The 22,284-nt window shown below is 73.7% G+C and carries 17 protein-coding genes; 9 read left to right on the forward strand and 8 right to left on the reverse strand.

The annotated features are described in order from the left end of the window. Nucleotides 1-18: 18 nt before the first annotated feature. Genes ACGFN2_RS26665 through rsmH form a run of 4 tightly spaced genes read right to left on the reverse strand, consistent with a single transcriptional unit; the run spans nucleotide 19 to nucleotide 5,430 of the window. On the reverse strand, nucleotides 19-1,803 hold the full coding sequence (locus tag ACGFN2_RS26665; protein WP_362601544.1) for a UDP-N-acetylmuramoyl-L-alanyl-D-glutamate--2,6-diaminopimelate ligase: 1,785 nt from the start codon (nucleotides 1,801-1,803) through the stop codon (nucleotides 19-21). An 18-nt stretch (nucleotides 1,804-1,821) separates the two neighbouring features. Continuing rightward, the gene (locus tag ACGFN2_RS26670) at nucleotides 1,822-3,828 is read right to left on the reverse strand and encodes a peptidoglycan D,D-transpeptidase FtsI family protein (RefSeq protein WP_393364609.1); all 2,007 of its coding nucleotides are present in this window, start codon (nucleotides 3,826-3,828) and stop codon (nucleotides 1,822-1,824) included. Nucleotides 3,829-3,835: 7 nt separating this feature from the next. After that, entirely contained in the window at nucleotides 3,836-4,465 is a 630-nt protein-coding gene (locus tag ACGFN2_RS26675) for a septum formation initiator family protein (protein ID WP_362601538.1), read from the reverse strand. After that, nucleotides 4,462-5,430: a 16S rRNA (cytosine(1402)-N(4))-methyltransferase RsmH gene (rsmH, locus tag ACGFN2_RS26680; protein ID WP_393364614.1), complete on the reverse strand. Its 969-nt coding sequence runs from the start codon at nucleotides 5,428-5,430 to the stop codon at nucleotides 4,462-4,464. The genes ACGFN2_RS26675 and rsmH overlap by 4 nt, the downstream gene beginning before the upstream one ends. Before the next feature lie 506 nt (nucleotides 5,431-5,936). Between rsmH and ACGFN2_RS26685 the strand changes: the two genes are divergently transcribed. From ACGFN2_RS26685 to ACGFN2_RS26700, 4 genes are all read left to right on the forward strand, one after another. Continuing rightward, entirely contained in the window at nucleotides 5,937-6,497 is a 561-nt protein-coding gene (locus ACGFN2_RS26685) for a carbonic anhydrase (RefSeq protein ID WP_362601532.1), read from the forward strand. Between the two features lie 231 nt (nucleotides 6,498-6,728). After that, nucleotides 6,729-7,784, forward strand: a complete 1,056-nt coding sequence (locus tag ACGFN2_RS26690) for an AAA family ATPase (protein WP_393364618.1) — start codon at nucleotides 6,729-6,731, stop codon at nucleotides 7,782-7,784. After that, nucleotides 7,784-9,136, forward strand: coding sequence for a DUF58 domain-containing protein (locus ACGFN2_RS26695; RefSeq protein WP_393364621.1), 1,353 nt, complete (start codon nucleotides 7,784-7,786; stop codon nucleotides 9,134-9,136). Before ACGFN2_RS26690 ends, ACGFN2_RS26695 begins: the two co-directional genes overlap by 1 nt. Nucleotides 9,137-9,293: 157 nt before the next feature. Then, nucleotides 9,294-11,720, forward strand: a complete 2,427-nt coding sequence (locus ACGFN2_RS26700) for a transglutaminaseTgpA domain-containing protein (protein WP_393364624.1) — start codon at nucleotides 9,294-9,296, stop codon at nucleotides 11,718-11,720. 387 nt (nucleotides 11,721-12,107) lie between these two features. Here ACGFN2_RS26700 and ACGFN2_RS26705 read toward each other — a convergent pair whose 3' ends face one another. From ACGFN2_RS26705 to ACGFN2_RS26715, 3 genes are all read right to left on the reverse strand, one after another. Further along, the gene (locus ACGFN2_RS26705; protein ID WP_362601521.1) at nucleotides 12,108-12,521 is read right to left on the reverse strand and encodes a DUF3040 domain-containing protein; all 414 of its coding nucleotides are present in this window, start codon (nucleotides 12,519-12,521) and stop codon (nucleotides 12,108-12,110) included. Between the two features lie 259 nt (nucleotides 12,522-12,780). Further along, nucleotides 12,781-13,536 carry a methyltransferase gene (locus ACGFN2_RS26710; protein ID WP_362601519.1) on the reverse strand — a complete coding sequence of 252 codons (756 nt, stop codon included), beginning with the start codon at nucleotides 13,534-13,536 and terminating at the stop codon, nucleotides 12,781-12,783. A 230-nt stretch (nucleotides 13,537-13,766) separates the two neighbouring features. Next, nucleotides 13,767-14,258 carry an SAV_6107 family HEPN domain-containing protein gene (locus ACGFN2_RS26715; RefSeq protein WP_362601516.1) on the reverse strand — a complete coding sequence of 164 codons (492 nt, stop codon included), beginning with the start codon at nucleotides 14,256-14,258 and terminating at the stop codon, nucleotides 13,767-13,769. Between the two features lie 229 nt (nucleotides 14,259-14,487). On the opposite strand from ACGFN2_RS26715, the gene ACGFN2_RS26720 reads away from it, so the two are divergent. The 5 genes from ACGFN2_RS26720 (at nucleotide 14,488) to ACGFN2_RS26740 (ending at nucleotide 20,870) form a co-directional block, all read left to right on the forward strand. Continuing rightward, nucleotides 14,488-15,450, forward strand: a complete 963-nt coding sequence (locus ACGFN2_RS26720) for an ATP-binding cassette domain-containing protein (protein WP_393364629.1) — start codon at nucleotides 14,488-14,490, stop codon at nucleotides 15,448-15,450. Then, complete coding sequence (locus ACGFN2_RS26725; protein WP_393364632.1) at nucleotides 15,422-17,629, forward strand: YhgE/Pip family protein; 2,208 nt, start codon at nucleotides 15,422-15,424, stop codon at nucleotides 17,627-17,629. The genes ACGFN2_RS26720 and ACGFN2_RS26725 overlap by 29 nt, the downstream gene beginning before the upstream one ends. Before the next feature lie 34 nt (nucleotides 17,630-17,663). Then, nucleotides 17,664-18,281, forward strand: a complete 618-nt coding sequence (locus tag ACGFN2_RS26730) for a TetR/AcrR family transcriptional regulator (protein ID WP_393364635.1) — start codon at nucleotides 17,664-17,666, stop codon at nucleotides 18,279-18,281. Nucleotides 18,282-18,638: 357 nt separating this feature from the next. Beyond that, the gene (locus ACGFN2_RS26735; RefSeq protein ID WP_393364638.1) at nucleotides 18,639-19,259 is read left to right on the forward strand and encodes a DUF4126 domain-containing protein; all 621 of its coding nucleotides are present in this window, start codon (nucleotides 18,639-18,641) and stop codon (nucleotides 19,257-19,259) included. A 93-nt stretch (nucleotides 19,260-19,352) separates the two neighbouring features. After that, entirely contained in the window at nucleotides 19,353-20,870 is a 1,518-nt protein-coding gene (locus ACGFN2_RS26740) for a phytoene desaturase family protein (RefSeq protein ID WP_393364641.1), read from the forward strand. Between the two features lie 198 nt (nucleotides 20,871-21,068). Here the strand turns inward: ACGFN2_RS26740 and ACGFN2_RS26745 are convergent, their stop codons facing one another. Beyond that, nucleotides 21,069-22,265 carry a hypothetical protein gene (locus ACGFN2_RS26745; RefSeq protein ID WP_393364644.1) on the reverse strand — a complete coding sequence of 399 codons (1,197 nt, stop codon included), beginning with the start codon at nucleotides 22,263-22,265 and terminating at the stop codon, nucleotides 21,069-21,071. Between the last annotated feature and the right edge of the window lie 19 nt (nucleotides 22,266-22,284).

Raw genomic sequence — 22,284 nt, forward strand, 5'->3', positions numbered from 1 at the left:
TGCGCGCATGGCGGTGTGTCATCCCTGATGGTTCGGCTGCTGCGACTGCGGTGACTGAGGTGACTTCAACGAGTCCTCGATGGCATGGCGCAGTACCTGGCGGTCGTCGAAGGGGCGGACCACTCCGGCGATGTCCTGGCCCTGCTCGTGGCCCTTGCCGGCGACGATCACGGTGTCACCCGGCTCGGCGCGGGCGACGGCGGCGGCGATGGCGGCGGCGCGCTCCTCCTCGACGAGCACCGTGCCGCGTTCGTGGATGGGGACCTCCGCGGCGCCCGCCAGCATGGTGGCGAGGATCGAGAGCGGGTCCTCGCCGCGCGGGTTGTCGGAGGTCAGGACGGCCGTGTCGGCGAGCCGGGCCACCGCGGCACCCATGGGGGCGCGCTTGTGCGGGTCGCGGTCGCCGCCGCAGCCGAGGACGGCGTGCAGCTTGCCGTCGGTGACCTTGCGCAGGGCGCGCAGAACCGATTCGACGGCGTCGGTCTTGTGCGCGTAGTCGACCACCGCCAGGTAGGACTGGCCGGCGTCGATGCGCTCCAGGCGGCCGGGGACGCCGGGCACCGCGGCGACGCCGTCGGCGGCGGTCTGCGCATCGATACCGGCGACGACCAGCGAGACGATCGCGGCGAGCGCGTTGGCGACGTTGAACGGGCCGGCGATCGGGGACGCGGCGCGCACGGTGACGCCGTCCGGGCCGTGCACGGTGAAGGTCGAGCCGAGCGTGCCGACCTCGACGTCGGACGCCCGCCAGTCGGCGTCGGGGTGGCCCTCGGCGGAGAAGGTGGTGACCGGGACCTCGGACTCGCCCTCGGCCAGCCGCTTGCCGTACTCGTCGTCGAGGTTGACCACGCCGGCGCGGCTGCGGGCCTTGGTGAAGAGCTGGGCCTTGGCCTGGAAGTAGTCCTCCATCCCGGAGTGGAACTCCATGTGCTCCGGGCTGAGGTTGTTGAAGATCGCGACGTCGAAGACGCAGCCGTCGACCCGGCCGAGGACCAGGGCGTGGCTGGAGACCTCCATGGCGACCGCGCGGACGCCGCGCTCGCGCATCACCGCGAACAGCGCCTGGAGGTCGGTGGCCTCGGGGGTGGTGCGCTCGGACTTGATGCGCTCGTCGCCGATACGGGTCTCGACGGTGCCGATCAGGCCGGTCCGTCCTCCGTCGGGCCGCTCGGCGGCCGCGGCCCGCAGGCCGCCCTCGATGAGGTAGGCGGTGGTGGTCTTGCCGGAGGTGCCGGTGATGCCGATCTGGAGGAGGTCCTCGCCCGGCGCTCCGTAGATGGAGACGGCCAGGGCGCCCATCCGTGCGCGCGGATTCTCGACGACGAGGACCGGCAGGCCGGTCGCGGCGGCGCGCTCGGCGCCCGACGGGTCGGTCAGCACCGCGGCGGCGCCGAGATCGGCGGCCTGGGCGACGAAGTCGGCACCGTGCAGCCGGGCACCGGGCAGCGCCGCGTAGACGTCACCGGGACGGACCGCCCGGGAGTCATGGGTGATGCCGGTGACCATCACGGGCTGGGCGGCACCGGCCGCTCCGGCGGGGCCGGCTTCGGGGGCCGGGCATCCCAGCTGCTCGGCGAGGTCCGCCAGGGGGGTGGGGCGGACCCGTTCAGGGCGCGGCGCTCCCGGGTAGGTTCCGGCCCCGCCCTTCTCGGCGTGCTGGGGTTTCGGGGACTGATCAGCGTGTGACACGGCGGTGAGCGTACCGGGCACCACCGGCCCGGGGCGAAGTGAGGGCCTCGGAGAGGAGCAGTTTCCCGGAGTGGAGGTGTCCTCCGGGGTGCCGTCTGGGGTGATGGTCGTCACGGCGGAATTGCCTCGATTTCATTGGCCTGGCGTGAAGGTGACCGGCAGCCGCGGGGGCTTGGCGCCGGTCGGCGGGACCTGGAGGGTTTTCAGCGCGAAGGCCATGACCTGCTGGTAGATCGGGCCGCAGACCTGGCCGCCGAAATAGCTGCCCGTAGTGGGGTTCTGGACGGCGCAGTAGACCGTGATGCGGGGTTTGTCGGCGGGGGCGAAGCCGGCGAACGAGGCGGTGTAGCCGTGGTAGCGGCCGGTCCGGGGGTCCACCCGGTTGGAGGTGCCGGTCTTGCCGCCGACGCGGTAGCCGTCGATCTTCGCCTTCGCTCCGGTGCCCTCCTCGTCGTCCACCACCGATTCGAGCATGGTGGCGAGCGTGCCCGCGGTCCTCTTGCTGATCACCCGGTTCTTCGCGGGCGCGGGCGCCGGCGCGTAGTGCCCGTCGGGGCCGGTGCTGCCGCGGACCAGGGAGGGCGCGATGCGCTCACCGCCGTTGGCGATCGTGGAGTAGACGGAGGCGGCCTGTATGGCGTTGAGGGACAGGCCCTGGCCGAACGGGATGGTGAACTGCTGCGAGGTGTTCCAGTCCTGCGGCTTGGCGAGGATGCCGTCGGTCTCCCCGGGGAAGCCGAGCCCGGTCGGCCGGCCGATCCCGAACTTGCGCAGGTAGGAGTAGAGGACCCGGTTGGCCTCGGGCTGGGTCCGGCCGAGCTGGCCGGTGGCGAGGATCGTGCCGATGTTGCTGGACTTGGCGAGCACACCGTTGAGCGTCAGGTGCCAGGTCTCGTGGTCGACGTCGTCGGCGAAGAGCCGGTCGCCCCGGTGCAGCCGGTTGGGCACGGTGACCCGGGTGGCGGGTGTGGCGGCGCCCTCCTCCAGGACGGCGGCCATCGACATCACCTTGCTGGTGGACCCGGGCTCGAACGCGTCGGTCAGCGCGGCGTTGCCCAGCGCTTCCGGATCGGCCTTCGCCACCTCGTTGGGGTCAAAGCCGGGTGCGTTGGCGAGCGCCAGGATCTCGCCGGTACGGGTGTCCTGGACGACGACATAGCCGCGGTCCGCCCCGGACTTGGCGACCTGCTGGGTGATGGCCTGCTGGGCCGCCCACTGGATGTCGCGGTCCAGGGTCAGCTCGACGTCGCTGCCGGGGACGGCGGGGTGTTCCTGGGTGTCGGCGGTGGGCACCCGGCGGCCGCCGGACTGGGCGTAGACGAGCTTGCCGTCCTTGCCCGCCAGCTGCTTGTCCAGGCGCGCCTCCAGGCCGCCGCCGCCCCGGCCGTCGCCGTTGACGAAGCCGAGCACGCCGGCGGCGAGGTTCTTGTTGGGGTAGAGGCGCTTGCTGTGTTTGTCGGCGAAGATCCCGACCAGGACGTCGGGCCGGGGCGCGTTCCTGGGGGCGGCGGCCGCCTTGGCGTCGAGGGTCCTGCGCAGGTCCCTGATCTTCTTCCAGACCTGCGGGCTCTGCTGCCGGGCGAGCAGGGCGTAGCGCGCCGCGGGCCGGTCGAGCTTCTCGGCGAGGGTGGCCCGGTCCTGGCCCAGGATCGGCGCGAGCAGCGCGGCGGCCCGCTGCGGGGCGTCGTCGATCTTGGTCTTCTCGGGCGCCAGCAGGCTGGGGTCGGCGGTGATGTCGTACGCGTCGACGGTGGTCGCCAGGTCCACACCGTTGCGGTCCTTGATCGCACCGCGCTCGGCGGCCAGCTTGACCGGGACATAGCGGTTCTCGTTGGCCTTGGCGGCGAACGCCGCGGCGTCCACGGCCTGCACCTGGAAGAGCCGTACGACGAAGATCATCATGATCAGCGTCAGCCCGAGGGCGACCAGCCGCAGCCGCGGGCGCGGGCTGCCGAGCCGGAGCGCCGGGGAGCCGGGCCGGGGGCGTACGGGACGGGCGGCGGGCCGGGGCTGACCGGGCCGGGAGCCGGGACGGGGTGCGGGGCGCCGGGCGGCGGGCGGGCGGCCGGTGCCGCTGCCGGCCCGGCCGCCGCGCTGGGCGGGGCGCGGCACCCGGCGGGGGTCCCTGGGCTCGGTCATGCCGCGTTCACCTGCCGGAGGTCGTCGGGGAGGGGGCGGCCGCGGTGCCGGGCGCGGGCGGGGCGGATGAGGTCAGGGGCGCCGGAGGTGCCGGGGAGGCCTGCGGAGCCGGAGCGGCCGCTTCCGCCGCGCCGCCCGGGGCGCTGTCCGGGCCGAGCACGCCGGACAGCGCCGGGACCGGCGGCACGGCCGGGCGGGGCAGGGCGGTGCGGCCGGTCCCGCCCAGGGGCGACGGTCCGGCGGAGCTGCTCAGCGGCGCGCCCTCCGGTCCGGCCACGCTCGTTCTGCCGCGGACCGTGCCGTCCGGGAGCAGGAACGCCGGGCTGCCGCCGGGCACCATCCCCAGCTTCCGGGCCCGCCGCTCCAGCGCGCCCGGGGCGGAGTAGGCGTCCACGTCCTGCTGCAGCGCCTGCTGCTCGTCCGTCAGCTCCTCGGTCCGCTTCTCCAGCTTGCTCAGCTCGAACGAGCCCTGGTTGAGCGCGGAGTTGAGCAGCAGCAGGGTGATCAGTCCGGAGCCGAGGAGGACGACGATGAGCAGCACGAAGGGTGTGCGTGCCGCGGTGCCGCGACCTCCGGCGCCGGACGGGAGCAGCGCGGCGAGACGTTTCTGTCCGCCGCGCTGCCCCGGGGCTTTCATGCGGTGTCCTCGACGTTCTCGCGGATGCGCTCCGCGCCGCGCAGCCGGGCGGGGGCGGCGCGGCGGTTCTCGGCGATCTCCTCCTCCGTGGGGAGTTCGGCGCCGCGGGTGAGCAGCTTGAGCCGGGGCTGGTAGCGCTCGGGGACGACCGGCAGGCCGGGCGGCGCCGTATTGGCGGCGCCGGCCGCGAAGACCTGCTTGACCAGGCGGTCCTCCAGCGAGTGGTAGGCGAGCACGGCGATCCGGCCGCCCACAGCGAGCGCCTTCACGGCCGCCGGGACGGCTCGCTCCACGCTCGTCAGCTCCCCGTTGACCTCGATGCGCAGCGCCTGGAACGTGCGCTTGGCGGGGTTGCCGCCGGTGCGCTTGGCGGCCTGCGGCAGCGCGTCACGGATCAGCTCGACCAGCCGCGCGCTGTTGGTGAACGGCTCCCTGGCGCGCTCACGTACGACGGCCTCGACGATCCGCTTGGCCTGCTTCTCCTCTCCGTAGGAGCGCAGGATGCGGACCAGCTCACCGGGCGCGTAGGTGTTGAGGACATCGGCGGCGCTGATGCCGGCCGACTGGTCCATCCGCATGTCCAGCGGGGCGTCCTGCGCGTACGCGAAGCCGCGGTCGGCCTCGTCGAGCTGCATGGAGGAGACGCCGAGGTCGAACAGCACGCCCTGGACGCGCGGGGTCCCGAGCCGGTCGAGGACCTCGGGGAGCTCGTCGTAGACGGCGTGTACCAGGGTGGCGCGGTCGCCGTACGGGGCGAGCCGCTCGCCCGCCAGCTTCAGGGCCGACGGGTCGCGGTCGAGGGCGATCAGCCGGGCCGCCGGGAAGGTGGACAGCAGCGCCTCGCTGTGCCCTCCGAGGCCGAGGGTGCAGTCGACGACGACCGCTCCGGGCTCGGCGAGCGCGGGGGCGAGCAGGTCCAGACACCGCTGGAGCATGACGGGGACGTGGCGGGTGTTGGCGCTCATGCGGCGGCCTCGCCGTGCCCGGCCCGCCTGCCGGGGCAGAGCGCGCACCTCTTCCTGATTCGCTCGCTACGCTCGCTCATGTGCCTTCCGATGGGCTGGGCGGCAGGTGGGGCCCCGGCCGCTGGCTGGGGGATGCCGCACGTACCGCTTGGTCCCCGCCCGCTCTGAAGGGGAAGTGGCCCTCCGGCGACGGGGAAGTGACGTCGGATGACCAAGGGAGCGGGAGGAGGCCGAGCCGTACGTACGACGCGCGCACGCGAGGAATCCGGTATCCAAGGAGAGCGTCACGCCTCCCACTTCGCGCCACTTTAGTCCACCGGCTGCCCCGGTCAATCAACTGGTTCCGCGCGTCCCCCGACGGCTTTCCCGCCGCCTTTCTCCCGGTCCTGTCACCCGGACGGCGGCGAGACGTGCGGACCTGTGGATTACCTCACAAGGAGTGATGATGACCCCTATGCCCGACCTCTCCTGCGGCTGAATCGACCGCCGCCGATTACGGTGAATCCATGTCCATACCTGCGTCGCAGCCGCTGCCCCCCTCCGCCGACGGCGCCGCCGTCCGTACCGGTGACACGGTCACCGACAGTCTCGTAGCGGCCAACAAGCGCTACGCGGCCGACTTCCGTGACCCCGGGATGGATGCCCGGCCCGTCCGCAACGTCGCCGTCGTGTCCTGTATGGACGCCCGGATCGACCTGCACGCCGCGCTCGGCCTCGAACTCGGCGACTGCCACACCATCCGCAACGCCGGCGGAGTGGTCACCGACGACATCATCCGGTCCCTGACGATCAGCCAGCGCGCCCTCGGCACCCGCTCCGTCGTCCTCATCCACCACACCGGGTGCGGACTGCTCAGCCTGACCGAGGACTTCCGCCACGACCTGGCCGCCGAGGTCGGACAGCGCCCCACCTGGGCGGTCGAGGCGTTCAAGGACCTCGACGAGGACGTCCGGCAGTCCATGCAGCGGGTGCGCACCTCCCCCTTCCTCCTGCACACCGACGACGTCCGCGGCTTCGTCTTCGACGTCACGACCGGCCTGCTGCGGGAGATCGACCCGCAGCGCTGACCCCGCCCCCGGTCCTCCCGGCTCTCCGCACCGGCCCGGAAAGCCGGGTTCGCCCGGAACGCCGGGAGATAACCTTGTGAGTTATCCACAGGTCATGACGCGAAGCCGCGCGGACAGCAAGAATGCGTAGGTGCCGTCGTCCCGGCCCCGGCCGGGTGCGATGCGCGCTGTCGGGGTGGGCCGGGTCCGCAAAGGGGGCATCGGCCCGTAGTACGGGCCGAGGAGGGCCGAGTGACGGCGTATGACGAACGAGCGAGCCTCGGGGGTCCCCCCGCGCGGGCGAAGCCGGGCGCAGGGGGAGAGCTGACCGCCACCGCGGAGCGGGTTCACCGGTCGGTGGAGGAAGTGATCGAGGGCAAGCCGGAGGTCGTACGGCTCGCACTGACCGTGCTGCTGGCCGAAGGACATCTGCTCATCGAGGATGTGCCCGGCGTCGGCAAGACCATGCTCGCCAAGGCACTGGCCCGCTCCATCGACTGCTCGGTGCGCCGCATCCAGTTCACGCCGGACCTGCTGCCCTCCGACATCACCGGCGTCAGCATCTTCGACCAGCAGCAGCGGGACTTCGAGTTCAAGCCCGGCGCGATCTTCTCCCAGATCGTGATCGGCGACGAGATCAACCGCGCCTCGCCCAAGACCCAGTCGGCGCTGCTGGAGTCCATGGAGGAGCGCCAGGTCACGATGGACGGGCACACCTACGAGCTGCCCGAACCGTTCATGGTGGTCGCCACCCAGAACCCGGTGGAGATGGAGGGTACGTACCCGCTCCCCGAGGCACAGCGGGACCGCTTCATGGCGCGGGTGTCGATCGGCTACCCCAGCCCGGCGGCCGAGCTGGAGATGCTGGACGTGCACGGCGGGGCCTCCCCGCTCGACGACCTCCAGCCGGTCGCGCACGCCCACGAGATCGTGAAGCTGATCGACACGGTGCGTACGGTCCATGCCGCCGACACCGTGCGCCGGTACACCGTCGATCTGGTGTCGGCCACCCGCAGCCACCCCGAGCTGCGGCTCGGCGCCTCACCACGGGCGACCCTGCATCTGCTGCGCGCCGCCAAGGCCGCGGCCGCGCTCCAGGGCCGGGAGTACACCCTCCCGGACGACGTCCAGGCACTGGCCGTGCCGGTGCTCGCGCACCGGCTGCTGCCCACCGCCCAGGCCCAGTTGAACCGCCGGACGGCCGAGCAGATCGTGCTGGAGATCCTGCAGCGCGTCCCGGTCCCCGACCCGTCCGCACCGCCGTGGCGGACGCCCGGACGGCGGGCACCCGGCGTACGGGGGCTGTGATGTCCGGCGGGGGGAGCGAGGGCGCTCCGGAGCGGGACGGGCTGCGGGCGGCCCTCGGGGGGCTGACCACCCGGGGCAGGTCGTTCCTGGCGGCCGGGATGGCCGCCGCGGTGTGCTCCTACCTCCTCGGTCAGGCGGATCTGCTGCGGGTCGGTCTGCTGCTCGCCGCCCTCCCGCTGGTGTGCGTCCTGGTCCTGCACCGCACCCGCTACCGCGTCGTGGGCAGCCGGACGCTCGCCCCCTCACGGGTGCCCGCGGCCACCGAGTCCCGGGTGCGGCTGCGGATGGAGAACGTCTCCCGGCTGCCGACCGGCGTGCTGATGATCCAGGACCGGGTGCCGTACGTCCTCGGGCCCCGGCCGCGCTTCATCCTGGACCGGGTCGAGGCCGGCGGCCGCCGCGAGGTCTCCTACCGGGTCCGCTCCGACCTGCGGGGACGCTATCCGCTGGGGCCGCTGCAGCTGCGGCTGTCGGACCCGTTCGGGATGTGTGAGCTGACCCGCTCGTTCAGCGCCGCCGATATCCTGACGGTCGTGCCGCGGGTCGAACCGCTGCCGGCGGTGCCACAGGCGGGCGAGGCCACCGGGTTCGGCGACGGGCGGCAGCACTCCCCGGCGCTGACCGGGGAGGACGACGTCATCCCGCGCGGCTACCGGCACGGCGACGATCTGCGCCGCGTCCACTGGCGCTCCACCGCGCGCCACGGCGAGCTGATGGTCCGCAGGGAGGAGCAGCCGCAGAAGGCGCGCTGCACGGTCCTGCTCGACACCCGCGAGACCGCCCATCCGGGCTCGGGCCCCGACTCGCCCTTCGAGTGGGCGGTGGCGGGCGCCGCCTCCACCGCGGTGCATCTGCTGGAGCGCGGCTACTCGGTGCGGCTGCTGACCGACACCGGCAGCTCGGTACCGGGCCCCGACGGCACCGGCGGCTTCGCGGGCGGCACGGACTCCGCCGACACCGCGGGACTGCTGCTGGACACCCTCGCCGTCGTGGAGCACTCCGAGCGGACGGGCCTGTCGGCGGCGTACGACGCCCTGCGCGGCGGCACCGAAGGACTACTGGTCGCCTTCTTCGGCGATCTGGACGAGGAGCAGGCGGCGGTCGCCGGGCGGATACGGCAGCGCAGCGGCGCGGCCGTGGCCTTCGTCCTGGACGGCGACGCCTGGACACAGGGCCCCGGCGGCATCCGGTTCTCCGACGGCCAGGTCCCGGTGGCCGAGCGTCTGCGGCTGCTGCGGGAGACCGGCTGGACGGCGCTGCCGGTGGCACCCGGCGACAGCCTCGCTGCCCTGTGGCGCGCGGCCGCGGACCGGTCGGGCGCCCCGGAGACGGTGACGGGAGGCCGGCCATGAACGGGGACGTGTGCCGTGGACGTATCAGGGACGGGCGAGCGCTGAGGGACCGGCGGCCGCCCGCCGACGGACAACCGGGAGCGCGGTGCCCCCGCGACCGGACCAGCGGCCGGCGCGGGCCCTGCCCCGGCGGCCCCGAGCGAAGTGAGGCACAGGCATGAGCGGCCGGGCGCGGCTGGCGCTGTGTGCGGCGGTGGCCACCCTGTGTGCCGCCGGCGCGCTGCTGCCGCTGGTGGAACCGATCGACTGGCTGATCGAGGCGGCGGCCCTGCTGGCCGTCGTGACGGGGGTGGGCGCGGCCGCCCGCCGGACGCCGCTGGCCGGACCGCTGGTCATCGGCGCACAGCTGCTGGCCGGGGTGCTGCTGATGACCCTGCTCTTCACGCCGGGCGAGGCGATCCTCGGCATCCTGCCGGGCCCGGACGCGATCGCGGAGTTCGGCCGGCTGGTGGAGGCCGGCGTACGGGACGTCGGCCGGTACGCCTCCCCGGCCCCGGTCACCCCCGGTATCCGGCTGCTGCTGGTCGCCGGGGTGCTGCTGATCGGCCTGATCGTGGACGCGCTGGCGGTCACGTACCGCAGTGCGGCGCCCGCCGGGCTGCCGCTGCTCGCGCTGTACTCGGTGGCGGCGGGGCTGTCCCAGGGTGGCGCGGGCTGGCTGCGGTTCCTGATCGCGGCGGCCGGCTATCTGCTGCTTCTGCTGGCCGAGGGCCGTGACCGCCTCTCCCAGTGGGGCCGGGTGTTCGGCGGGGGCACGGCGGGCGGGCCGGAGCGCCGGGCGGGCTTCGCCGCCCTCGGCGGCACGGCTCTGGCCCCGGTCCGTACGGGCCGCAGGATCGGCGCGCTGGTCCTCGGCATCGCCCTGGCGGTGCCCGCCCTGCTGCCGTCCCTCGGCGGCGGGCTGTTCGGCGGCTCCGGCAGCGGTGGGGGCCCCGGCGGCGGAGGCGGCACGATCTCCGCGGTGAACCCCCTGGTGTCGTTGCAGGACAGCCTCAACCAGCCCGAGGACAAGGAAGTCCTCAACTACCGCACGACCGCCGCCGACACCCGCGATCTGTATCTGCGGATCGTCGCCCTCGACCAGTTCGACGGCACGACCTGGAAGCCGTCCGAGCGCACGGTCACGGACGTCCCCGACCGGCTGCCGGAGCCGCCCGGCCTCAGCCCCACGGTCGACCTCAACCGCGTCAACACCTCGATCTCGACCGCCGAGTGGTACGCGCAGAACTGGCTGCCGCTCCCCTACCCGGCGTCCAAGGTGGACATCTCCGGGCGCTGGCGCTTCGAGCCCAAGGGCCGCACACTCGTCGGGGACCGCGGTCAGAACACCCGCGGCCTGCAGTACCAGGTCGAGAGCATCCAGGTGCGGCCCACCTCCCAGCAGCTGGCCGCCGCCCCCGCGCCCCCCTCCGGGCTGCTGCGCGAGTACACCAAGGTCCCGCGCTCGCTGCCGGAGGTCGTCCGGACCACCGCTCGTCAGGTCACCCGCGGCGCCCCGACCACGTATGCCAAGGCCGTCAAGCTCCAGGACTGGTTCGCGCTCAACGGCGGCTTCAGCTACAACACGGACGTCCGGGCGGGCAGCGGTGCCGAGGCCATCGCGCGGTTCCTGCGGCAGAAGGAGGGCTTCTGCGTCCACTTCTCGTTCTCGATGGCGGCGATGGCCCGGACGCTGGGCATCCCGGCCCGGGTGGCGGTCGGTTTCACCCCCGGCACCAAGCAGCCCGACGGCACGACCTCGGTCGGCCTCAAGGATGCGCACGCCTGGCCGGAGCTGTACTTCCAGGGCATCGGCTGGACCCGCTTCGAACCGACCCCGAGCCGCGGCAGCATCCCGGACTACGCCTACCCCGACGCCCCGGACACCCCCGGCCGGGACAACCCGGCCCCCGAGCCCTCCCGGTCCACGGCCCCCTCGGACAGCCCCTCGGCGGACCCGTCCTGTGGCCCCGATGAGCGGCGGTCCGGCTCCGGTACGGCCTGTGTCACGCTGCCCGCGGAGTCCGGCACCCAGCCGCCGGGCGACGGCTCGTCCCCCTGGACCCTCGTCGCCATGGCACCGGCCGCGCTGCTCGTCCTGCTGCTGCCCGCGGGCCCGCTGCTGTGGCGCCGGCGCATACGCTCCGGACGGCTGGCGGCCCCGGACGGCGACACCGCGGCGGCCACCCTCGCCGCCTGGCGGGAGCTGCTGGACACCGCCTGGGACTTCGGCATCCTGCCGGACGAGTCACTGACCCCGCGCAAGGCCGCCGAGCGGATCGTCCGCCTCGCGGCTCTGCCACCGGAGTCCGCCGCGGCCGCCCGCAGAGTCGCCACGGCGGTCGAGCAGGTCCTGTACGCCCCGCATCCGCGGCCGGTGTCCGGGCTCGCCCCGGACGTGGAGCAGGTGCGGGCCGGGCTGACGGCCGGCGCAAGCCGCGGCCTGCGGCTGCGGGCCCAGCTCGCCCCGCGCTCCGCGGCCCGGCTCCGCTGGGCCTGGTCGGCCCGCTGGGCGGCGCTGACGCTCCGGTGCCGTACCAGCCGCCCGGTGGCCGCGGCCCGGCGCGCACTGGCCGCCGTCCGGCCGGGGCCACGGAGGGTCTGACCGCACGGCACGAAAGTGTGCCGGGCCCGCCCGGCAAGATCGGGCGGGCCCGGCACACAGGGTCTTCCAGCACCGACGGAGAACACTGCCGTGCCCCGAAAGTGCGGGAAATCGGCGGCGAAACCTCAGGCCCGCCCCGGCCCGGCCGAGGGCGAACTGCGGGCCGGAAACGGCGAACTGGGACGGCGGAAACTCAGCCCGGCCGTCGAGAAGCGGCGGGAAAGAATGCGGCACAGCGCTGCGCGGCGCAACTGGAAGGAAAAGGGAAAAGCGAAAGCGACGAAAAGAACGTCTCCCAGGGCGCGCTGAACACGCTCAGGAAGACGCTCTCGACGGGCGCGGCGGGCTCGTTCGCCACTTCACGGTCCCGCCCCGCCCGGTCGTGGCTCAGTGGCCCTGTTGTTCGTCCCGGCGTCGCTGCCAGCGGTCCTCGATACGGTTCATCATCGAGCGCCGCTGCCTGGCCTGACGGCGAACCTGGGCAGCCGTGCCCCCTCCGGAACCCGCACCGGACGGCTGCTCGCCCGGCTTGGGAGCCTTGCGCCAGCCGGTGACCGCCAGCACGGCGCAGCCGAGCATGACGAGGAAGCCCACCACGCTGATCCAGATCTGCTGCGCGACCATGCCGGCCATGAGCAGGGCGATACCCACCAGGAAGCCCGCGACCGCTTGGTAGACCCGTCGCCGGGTGTACGTACGCAGCCCGCTTCCCTCAAGCGCTGTCGCGAACTTGGGATCTTCGGCGTACAGCGCTCGCTCCATTTGCTCGAGCATGCGCTGCTCGTGCTCCGAGAGCGGCACGGAGTCCTCCTACTCGTCGGTCGCGGGGGGCGACCGGGGTGCGACCCTTTCAGGATAGGCAGGGAATCGTCCCCGTGAAACCCGCCCCTCGACGCCAGTTCACCGTCCGGGCCGCCACGGGGACCGGTGGTGATGCTGCCTGCATTCCCCACCCGCCGGTCCGTCATGCCGGAACGTCGTACCCCGATCATACGGGGCGAAGGGGCTGATCGGGTGGTCTGTGGCCGACTGCACGCGGTAGTCGCGTGAGCCGCGTGGGTCAGTCGCGCTCGGCGAGGACGTGCAGCTGGGTGGCCACCGAGTGGAAGGCGGGCTGTTCGGCGGCGGCCGCCTCTAGCTTCAGCAGGGCTTCCATGGCGCCCGGCTCGGTGTCGACGAGCACCCCGGGGACCAGGTCGGCGAAGACCCGTACGCCGTGGACCGCGCCGACCTGCAGGCCGGTGGCGGACACCAGCTCGGTGAGCTGGTCGGCGGTGAAGCGGCGCGGCACCGGGTCGCCCTCGCCCCAGCGTCCGGCCGGGTCGGTGAGGGCCTGGCGCGCCTCGTTGAAGTGGCCCGCGAGGGCGCGCGCGAGGACGGCGCCGCCCAGACCGGCCGCGAGCAGGCTGAGGGTGCCGGCCGGGCGCAGCGCGTCGACGGCGTTGCGGACGCCCTCGGCCGGGTCGTCGACGTACTCCAGCACGCCGTGGCAGAGCACGGCGTCGTAGCCGCCGCGCTCGACGACGTCGAACAGGCCGTGGGCGTCGCCCTGGACCGCCCGCACCCGGTCGGCGACGCCGGCCTCGGCGGCGCGGCGCTCCAGGGCGAAGAGGGCGTTGGGGCTGGGGTCGACGACCGTGACGCGGTGGCCGAGGCGGGCGACCGGCACGGCGAAGTTGCCGGTGCCGCCGCCGGTGTCGAGGACGTCCAGGGCGTCGCGGCCGGCGGCCTTGACCCTGCGCTCCAAGGCGTCCTTGAGGACCTCCCAGACCACGGCGGTACGAAGGGATGCGCGCGGGCGCAGCGGGTCAGACACGGCGGGTGGCTCCTCGGCGGGGGCATGAACGTCTAGGCGTCCACCACCCTATTCCGTCCCGCGCCCTCCGCCGCCTGCAGAGGCAGCCGTGACGCGTGTGGCGCTCGGCGGGAGGGCGGTGGGGCGGGTGTCCACTGTTGCGCTCTCCCCCTTCTCCTCCCTCCCCCGGGCCCCCGCCCCACCCACCCACCCCGCTCCCCCTCCGCCAGCTCGCCCGGCTCAGCCGCTGGTCATCCCGTCCGCTCCCGCTGGGGCGGCAGGGAGGGCTGGAGGAGCAGCATCCGCTCCACCAGGCGCAGGAACATGGCCACGTCCCTCAGGAGATCGTCGGCGTCGCGACGGCTCGCGGCGCCCGCTATACCGGCCTCGGCCTTGGCGCGGCGGGCGGCGCCGGCGGCGAACAGGGCGCTCCACTCAGCCAGTTCGGGTGCGACCTCGGGCAGCACCTCCCAGGCGCTGCGGATACGCTGCCTGCGGCGCAGGGTCGTCTCCGGCCGGCCGCGGACGGCGAGGACGGCGGCGGCGGTCCGCAGTGCGGCCAGATGGGCGGTGGCGAACCGCTCGTTGGGGGTTTCGAGGGTCTGGGCGTCGTCGAGGCCCTGCTGGGCCTGGGCGAGCAGGTCGAGTGCGGCGGGTGGTGCGGCCGACCGCCGCAGGACGGGGTGGACATCGCTCGGGGGACCGTACGCAGCGGAGCTGCCCCCGGTGGGACGAGCTGCCATGACGAACCTCCTGTCGTCGCATGCCGGTTCGGGACCGAATGCCGATTTCGGACCGGATGCAGCCATCGTGACGTACGCCACTGACAATCGGCACTGACCTGCACTTTCGTCAGAAGAGGCGGAATGTGCGCGCGGATTGGCGGGAGCGGGTTCGCGTCATCCCCTTGCGGAACGGGGCGCGGGGTGCGGATACTTTTTGAACTGACCAGTCAGTTCAAGGGAGGGGATCGTGGACAGCACCCCGCACGGGGCGGCGGTCACGGCCGCGGGATTCGGGGTCAAGGGCCCCCGCGGATGGGCGTTCCAGGACATCGGCTTCACCGCCGGACCCGGCTCACTGATCGCCGTACAGGGCCCCTCGGGCTCGGGCCGTACGTGTCTGCTGCTCGCGCTCACCGGCCGGATGAAGACCGCCGCGGGCACCGCCGAGGTCGGCGGGCTGCCGCTGCCGAAGAAGAAGGCCGCGGTCCGCTCGGTCACCGCGCTCGCCCATGTGCCGGGGGTCGCCGAGCTGGACCCGGCACTCACCGTGGGCGAGCATCTGCGTGAACGCGCCCTGTTGCAGGGCCGGTTCGGCGGTTCACTGCGGGCGCTGCTGCGGCCACGGCACGAGCGCAGGGCCGCGGCGCGCGCCCTGGTGGACAGCGCGCTGGCGGCGGCCGGCCTCGATCCGGAGTCGCTGCCCAAGGGGGTGCGGACGTCCGTGCGCGACCTGGAACGGCTGGAGGCGCTGCGGCTGTCCGTGGCGCTCGCGCTGATCGGCGGCCCCCGGCTGCTGGCCGTCGACGACACCGATCTGAAGCTGTCCGACGAGGAGCGCGGCGCGGCCTGGACGATGCTGCGCGGCCTCGCGTCGGCCGGCACCACGGTGCTCGCGGTGTGCAGCGAGCCGCCGGAGGGCGACGAGGACGTGGTGCTGGTGCGTACGGGCGGGCGCCCCGAACCGACCGCCCCCGAGGACGCGCCCGGCACCTCCACCGCCACCACGGACGGCGAGGACGGCAAGGGCAGCGAGGGCGGCTCCGACAGCAAGGACAGCGGAGAGGGCGCGGACGGCGAGGGCGGCACGGGCGGTCCGTCCTCGGCGGGCGGCGCCGCGGGCGCGGACCGCACACCGGGCGGCGCGCCCGCCGGCGACGGGGACGACGAGGAGGGGGCGGCCGATGCGCTCGCCGAAACTGGCCGCGCTTGAGCTGAGGCGGTTCGGGAGGGGCAAGATGCCGCGCGCCGCGCTGGCCGCCCTCCTGTTGTTGCCGCTCCTGTACGGCGCGCTCTACCTGTGGTCGTTCTGGGACCCGTACGGGCGGCTGGACAAGATCCCGGTCGCGCTGGTCAACGAGGACACCGGCGCGGCCGTCGACGGGAAGCGGATCTCGGCGGGCGACAGCATCGTCTCCGGGCTGCGGGACAGCCACACCTTCGACTGGCGGCCGGTGGACGCCAAGGAGGCCGCACGCGGCGTCGAGGACGGCTCGTACTACCTGTCGCTGTCCATCCCGGGGGACTTCAGCCGGCGGATCGCCTCCAGCTCCGGGGACCATCCGGAGACCGGCGCCCTCAAGGTGCGGACGAACGACGCGAACAACTACATCGTCGGGCAGATCTCCCGGACGGTGTTCTCCGAGGTGCGCTCCGCGGCCTCCACGAAGTCGGCGCGCACCTTCCTCGACAAGATCTTCGTCTCGTTCTCGACGCTGCACGGCAAAACCGAACAGGCCGCGGACGGCGCCGACCGGCTCGAGGACGGCATCGGGCAGGCCCGGCACGGCACGGGCAAGCTGGCCGACGGCCTGGGCACCGCCAAAGACGGCAGCGGCAAGCTGGTCACCGGCCTGGGTGACCTCGACGCGGGCGCGGGGCGGCTCTCCCGGGGCAGCTCCGATCTCGCCCGGGGAGCCGGGACCGCGGCCCGGGGCTCGCGCCAACTGGCCGAGGGTTCGGGGCAGGTGGCGCAGGGCACGCAGCAGCTGGCCGACAAGGTCAACGGAGTCGTCGGCAAGGTGGGGCCGTTCGTGCGGGCGCACGGCAAGGAGATCGGTGAGGCGGCGCGGCTCGTCGCCGACGGTTCGCAGGCGATCCGTGACCACCTGGACAAGCTGCCCGCCGCGGCCTCCACGGGGGCGAAGCTCTCCCGGGGGATGTCCGACCACCTGTCCTCCTACTACCGGCTGCGCTGTGAGGGCGGAATACGGCTCGACACGTCCTGCGCGGAGCTGAAGCAGCTCAAGGAGGAGGCGGCCACCGCGGCGGACAAGGCCGAGGAGATCAGCGGGTACGTCCACGACCAGAAGAACCTCGACCAGCTGGACCGGGACCTGGGCACGCTGCACTCCCTGGCGGACGAGCTGGCGCGGCGCGGGCCCACGCTGGGCGCCGACATGGACGCCGCGGTCAAGAAGATCAACGCGCTGAACGACGGGGCGCACAAGGTGTCCGAGGGGGCGCGCAAACTGTCCGCCGGCAACGCCCGGCTGGCCGACGGCGCGGACGAGCTCAACGACGGTGCGCACCGGCTGCACGACGGTACGGGCCGCGCGGCGGACGGGATCGGCGACCTCGACTCCGGTGTGGGCCGGCTCAAGGACGGCGCGCAGACACTGAACGGCGGCATGTTCAAGCTCTCGGACGGCTCACAGAAGCTGGCCGGCGGGCTGCACGACGGGGCGAAGCAGATCCCCGACTACGGCAGGAAGGACCGCGACGCGCGCACCCTGGTCATGTCCGACCCGGTGCAGCTGTCCTCGGACGCCGCGCACAAGGCGCCCAACTACGGCACCGGGTTCGCCCCGTACTTCATCCCGCTGTCCCTGTGGGTCGGCGCCATGGTGGCGTACATGCTGATCCAGCCGCTCAACCGGCGGGCGCTGGCGATGGGCGCGGCCTCCTGGCGGGTGGCGCTGTCCGGCTGGCTGCCGGTGTTCGGTGTGGGGGTGCTGCAGACCGCGGCGCTGATGTCCGTACTGCACTTCGGGCTCGGTCTGGAGATGGTGCGGGCGGCCGGCACGATCGGCTTCCTCGTCCTGGTCACGGCGTGTTTCTCGGCTCTGGTGCAGTGGCTGAACGCGCAGTTCGGACCGGCCGGGCGGATCTTGGTGCTGGCGCTGCTGATGCTCCAGCTGACCTCGGCGGGCGGCACCTACCCGGTGCAGACCAGTCCCGGCTTCTTCGCCGCCATCCACCCGTATCTGCCGATGAGTTACATCGTGGAGGGGCTGCGCCGGCTGATCACGGGCGGTGATCTCGCGCCCGTGTGGCAGGGCAGTGTGGTGCTGCTGGCGTTCACCGCGGGGGCACTGGCGCTGACGTCCCTGACAGCGCGCGGCCGCCAGGTGGTGCGGATGAAGGACCTCCATCCAGAACTGAGCCTGTGAGCGCACACCCGCCGGGGGCGGCACAATCGCCCCCATGGACAGCTCCACTACACGCCGCGACGCGACCCGGCGCAAACTCTTCGAGGCCGCGGTCACGCTCATCGCCGAACAGGGATTCTCCTCCACCACGGTGGACGAGATCGCCGAGCGGGCGGGGGTCGCGAAGGGCACCGTCTACTACAACTTCGCGAGCAAGAACGTGCTCTTCGAAGAGCTGCTGCGGCACGGCATCGAGATGCTGGCGACCTCGTTGCAGGAGGCCGCGGAGGAGACGGCCGCCCGTGGCGGCAGCCGGGTCGACGCGCTGGACGCGATGATCCGGGCCGGGCTGGACTTCATCTCCCGTTACCCGGCGCTCACCCAGCTCTACGTCGCGGAGCTGTGGCGCACCAACCGGGCCTGGCAGTCGACGCTGATGGTGGTGCGGCAGCGGGCCATCACGGTGGTGGAGGACGTGCTGCGGGAGGCGGTGGCCCGTGAGGAGCTGAGCGAGGAGATCGACATCCCGCTGACCGCCTCGGCGCTGTTCGGGATGGTCCTGGTGGCCGCCCTGGACTGGCAGTCGTACCAGCCGGACCGGTCGATCGACGACGTGCACGCGGCGCTGTCGCGGCTGCTCCAGGGGCGGATCAGCGGCCGGCCCTCGCAGTGACGGAAACGCTCCCGGAGACGGGAGAGTGCGCGCCGTAGTGGTCGGGTACGCCGCGCACCCCGTGTCGTTCCCCCCGGGCACGCGCAGAAAAGTGCGCTGCCCTGGCACGGATCGTTCCCCCATCGATCCGACCAGGACAGCGCTTCCCCCGTGCTCCCCCGTGTTCCCCCGTCACGTCCGGGAGCCGCGCCGCTCCGCCGCCCCGTGTCGGCGGTGCGGCGCCGCTTCCCTTCCGTGGTCCCCACTCTTCCGTCCGGGCGGGCTCCGGCCCATCCGCGTACCTACTCATCTCGGCGTCTGAGTACGGATACTCAAAGCTGAGCACCGGCCCCCAGCCCGGGGCCTACGATCTGCGGCGTGTCCGTACTTCCCTTGGTGTTCACCAGTGGCTGGGCGAGCGGGATCAACGCCTATGCCGTCGTCCTGCTCTTCGGGCTGCTCGGCGCGGCCGGCCTCACCGACGAGGTGCCCGCCGCGCTGCAGCGCCCGGACGTGCTGATCGTGGCCGGGGTGCTGTTCGTGGCCGAGGCCGTCGCCGACAAGGTCCCGTACGTGGACTCGGCCTGGGACGCCGTGCACACGGTGGTCCGGCCGGTCGCGGGCGGTGTGGTGGCGGCGCTGCTGGCCGGCCACGACGGGTCGCTGCCCGAGCTGGCGGCGGGCGCGGTGGGCGGTTCCACGGCGCTGCTGAGCCATCTGGTCAAGGCGGGCACGCGGATCGCGGTCAACACCTCGCCGGAGCCGGCCAGCAACATCGTGCTGAGCCTGGCCGAGGATCTGGGCGTCGCGGGGCTCATCGCCCTCGCCGTGTTCCACCCGGTGGCCGCCGCGGTCATCGCGGGGACCCTGCTGGCCGCGGGGATCGCGGTGGTGGTGTTCCTGTGGTCGCGCATCCGCCGGTTCCTCCAGCGGCGGCGGCAGCGGCGCACGGAGAAGCGGCTCGCCACGGCGGGCGGTGCGGCGCCTCCGGTGGCCTGACGGCGGGCTTCCACCGGTGGCGTGCGGCCGCCGGCAGGCCCGTTCTCCACAGCCGTGCGGGCGTTGTCAGTGGGTCCGGATAAAGTCGCAGGCATGGCACGGATTGCGGTGATCGGCGCCGGGATGGGCGCGATGGCGGCCGCTGCCCGGCTGGCCGTCGCGGGCCACCGGGTGGCGGTGTTCGAGCGGGACGCGACGTACGGCGGCGCGGTGCGGCGGCTGGCCCGGGACGGCTTCGCCTTCGACACGGGACCCGGACTGCTGCATCTGCCGGCCGTCTACCGCGACCTGTTCCTCAAGACCGGACGGGAGCCGCTGGAGAGCTGTGTCGACCTGTCCCAGGTCGACCCCGCCGCCCGCCATGTCTTCGCCGACGGCACCGCGTTCTCGCTGCCGAACGCCTCGCGGGCCGGCGTGCTGGCGGCCCTGGACGAGGCGCTGGGCGCGGGCTCCGGGGAGCGCTGGAGCGACCTGGTGGCCCGCGCCCGCGACGCCTGGGACGCCACCCGGCGACCCCTCCTGGAGGAGCCGCTGTGGCAGGACTGGCGGGTGCTGGGGCGCGATCCGTATCCGGCGGTCCGCAGGCGCGGCCTGTTCGGCCGGGGCAAGGGGCCCACCACCGCCACCCTCGCCGAGGTGGCCCGCCGCGAGCTGGCCGATCCCCGGCTGATCGCACTGCTGGAGAGCCATGCGCTGGCGTACGGCTTCGACCCGCGCAGCGCCCCGGCGAGCGCCGTCGTGCTGCCGTACATGGAGCAGACCTTCGGCAGTTGGTATCCGCGCGGCGGGATGCGGGCGCTGGCTGAGGCGCTGTACGAGCGCTGTGTGGCGCGCGGGGTGGAGTTCGGTTTCGGGGCGGCGGTGACCGGGATCGTGGAGAAGGACGGCCGGGCGGCGGGCGTGGAGCTGGCCGACGGCCGGGTGTCCGAGGCGGAGTTCGTGGTCGCGGGCGTCGACCCGGTACGGCTCGTGGAGCTCTGCCGGGGGCGGGAGCCGTGGGGTGCGGAGGATGTCCGCCCCGCCCTGGGGCCGGGCGACCGCGCCACCGCACGGCTCACGGTCTGCCTCGCGCTGCGCGGCGCGCGCCCCGGGGACGCCGCTCACCGGACGGTGGTCCATGCCGCGGACCGCACGGCCGAGCTGGCGGGCGTGTTCGGCGACGGGTACGGCCTGCGGACCCCCTGCGAGCGGCCCACGGTGACGGTGCTGCGTCCGGACGACCCGGCCACGCGGCCCGACGACGCCCATGAGGCCGTGACCCTGACGGCGACGGTGGCTCCGCCCGGACCGGTCGACTGGTCCGACGGGGAGGCCCTCGCGGCCGACGCGGACCGGATGACCGAGGCCGCCGAGGCCGCGGTTCCCGGGCTGCGGGAGCGGGTGCTGTGGCGGGAGGTGCTGCCGCCGTCGGATGAGGCGCTGGTGCCGGGTCCGGCACTGGCGGGCCGGGAGGGCCGGTTCCTGCGGCCCGGCAACCGCACCCGGATACCGGGGCTCTACGCGGTCGGCGGCTGGTCGCACCCGGGCGGCGGCCCGGCCCATGCCGGGATGTCCGGTGCGATCGTCGCGGGCCTGATCGTGAACGGCGACGACTGGCACGGCTCCACGTGACGCACCACGGGAGTTGAGGGCCCACGGCAGGCCGGGCGCGCACCACCACAGGTGAGCAACGGCCTTGCGAGCGGCGCCACTTGCCGCGGAGGCCCGTCGCCCCGTCGTCTGTGACGGGATCGCAGCGGCCGCGGCCCCGGCTCCGGCGCCCGTCACGGTCACCCGCCCGGCCGTCGCGTCACCGGCCCGGCCGGCGGCTCAGTAGCGGTACTGCTGCCCGTCGTAGCCCGGCTGCTGGTAGGGCGGGTAGGGCTGCTCGGGCGGGAGGTCGCCGTCGCGCTGCTGGGGGACCCAGACGCCGCCGGGCGGGGTCTCCCCGTAGCCCTGGCCCGGGTACTGGCCCAGCGGCTGCCCCTGAGCGTCGTACTGCTGCGCCGCGTAAGGCGGTTGGGCGTAGGGGTCGGACTGCTGGTACGGGTCGTAGGCGTACGGCTGGGTGCCGAGGTAGGGGTCGGCGTAGGGCGCCTGTCCGCCCTGGCCCGCGGCGTCGCCGTATCCCGCGTAGGGGTCGGCGTAGGGGTCCTGCGCGGCCGGGCCGCCCTGGCCGTAACTCCCGTCGTACGCATAGCCGTTGCCGTTGGCGGCGGCGCCGTTGTAGGCGTCGTAGCCGTAACCGTCCTGCTGACCGCGGGCATCGGGGCTGTAGACGCCGTACTGGCCGGTCTCCTCGGGCATCGGCTGCGGAGCGTAGACCGCGGCGGCTTCGGCCCGTGTGTAGTCGTCCTGGACGGCGAACGCCTGCGTCGCGTACGGGTCCTGGTCCTGCTGCGGCTGGTAGGGGTCCTGGCCGCGGTAGCCGTCGTCGGGGGTGTACGGGTAGCCGCCCGGCCCGCCGTAGGAGCCCTGCCCGACGAAGGTCTCCTGGGCGGCGAAGGCCTCCTGCCCCGCGGTGGTCTGCTGCTGTGCGGCGAAGGTGTCCTGGGGCGCGAACACGTCCTGCCCGGCGGCGGTTTCCTGCGCGGCGAAGACGTCGCGGCTCTGGAAGCCGCCGGTGCTCTCGAAGGTGTCCGGGCCGCCGTCGGGGACCGGGCCGCTGCCGCCGGTGGGCGGTACCGCCTCCAGGCCGGAGACCTGGAGGGTGGGTTCCGCTGCCGCCGGGCCGGACGGGCGGGCCCGCCGGCGCCGGCTGTCGCCGGACTTGCCGACGCCCAGCGCCCAGCCGGTGGTGAAGCCGCGGCGGAAGGAGAGCGTGACCTGCGTCTGCCCGAGGGCGAAGGCGATCAGGCCCAGCCCGATCACGATCACCGAGGGGATGACCACGCCGATGACCACACCGAGGAAGCCGGAGAAGGCGAGCAGCCGCCAGCGCAGCCGTGCCTTGTTCTGGAGCAGCACCTCACCGAGCAGCCACAGGGCGACCAGACCGAACGCGATGTAGAGGATCGTCCAGCCCATATACGCCCCTCTTCCGCCG

Source organism: Streptomyces sp. NPDC048612, from assembly GCF_043199295.1.
Lineage (GTDB): Bacteria > Actinomycetota > Actinomycetes > Streptomycetales > Streptomycetaceae > Streptomyces.

Excerpts from the sequence above, each read along its gene's own strand:
- ACGFN2_RS26670 (WP_393364609.1), bottom strand. The coding sequence starts at position 3,828 with ATGACCGAGCCCAGGGACCCCCGCCGGGTGCCGCGCCCCGCCCAGCGC.
- ACGFN2_RS26675 (WP_362601538.1), bottom strand. The coding sequence starts at position 4,465 with ATGAAAGCCCCGGGGCAGCGCGGCGGACAGAAACGTCTCGCCGCGCTG.
- rsmH (WP_393364614.1), bottom strand. The coding sequence starts at position 5,430 with ATGAGCGCCAACACCCGCCACGTCCCCGTCATGCTCCAGCGGTGTCTG.
- ACGFN2_RS26685 (WP_362601532.1), top strand. The coding sequence starts at position 5,937 with ATGTCCATACCTGCGTCGCAGCCGCTGCCCCCCTCCGCCGACGGCGCC.
- ACGFN2_RS26695 (WP_393364621.1), top strand. The coding sequence starts at position 7,784 with ATGTCCGGCGGGGGGAGCGAGGGCGCTCCGGAGCGGGACGGGCTGCGG.
- ACGFN2_RS26700 (WP_393364624.1), top strand. The coding sequence starts at position 9,294 with ATGAGCGGCCGGGCGCGGCTGGCGCTGTGTGCGGCGGTGGCCACCCTG.
- ACGFN2_RS26715 (WP_362601516.1), bottom strand. The coding sequence starts at position 14,258 with ATGGCAGCTCGTCCCACCGGGGGCAGCTCCGCTGCGTACGGTCCCCCG.
- ACGFN2_RS26725 (WP_393364632.1), top strand. The coding sequence starts at position 15,422 with ATGCGCTCGCCGAAACTGGCCGCGCTTGAGCTGAGGCGGTTCGGGAGG.
- ACGFN2_RS26730 (WP_393364635.1), top strand. The coding sequence starts at position 17,664 with ATGGACAGCTCCACTACACGCCGCGACGCGACCCGGCGCAAACTCTTC.
- ACGFN2_RS26740 (WP_393364641.1), top strand. The coding sequence starts at position 19,353 with ATGGCACGGATTGCGGTGATCGGCGCCGGGATGGGCGCGATGGCGGCC.
- ACGFN2_RS26745 (WP_393364644.1), bottom strand. The coding sequence starts at position 22,265 with ATGGGCTGGACGATCCTCTACATCGCGTTCGGTCTGGTCGCCCTGTGG.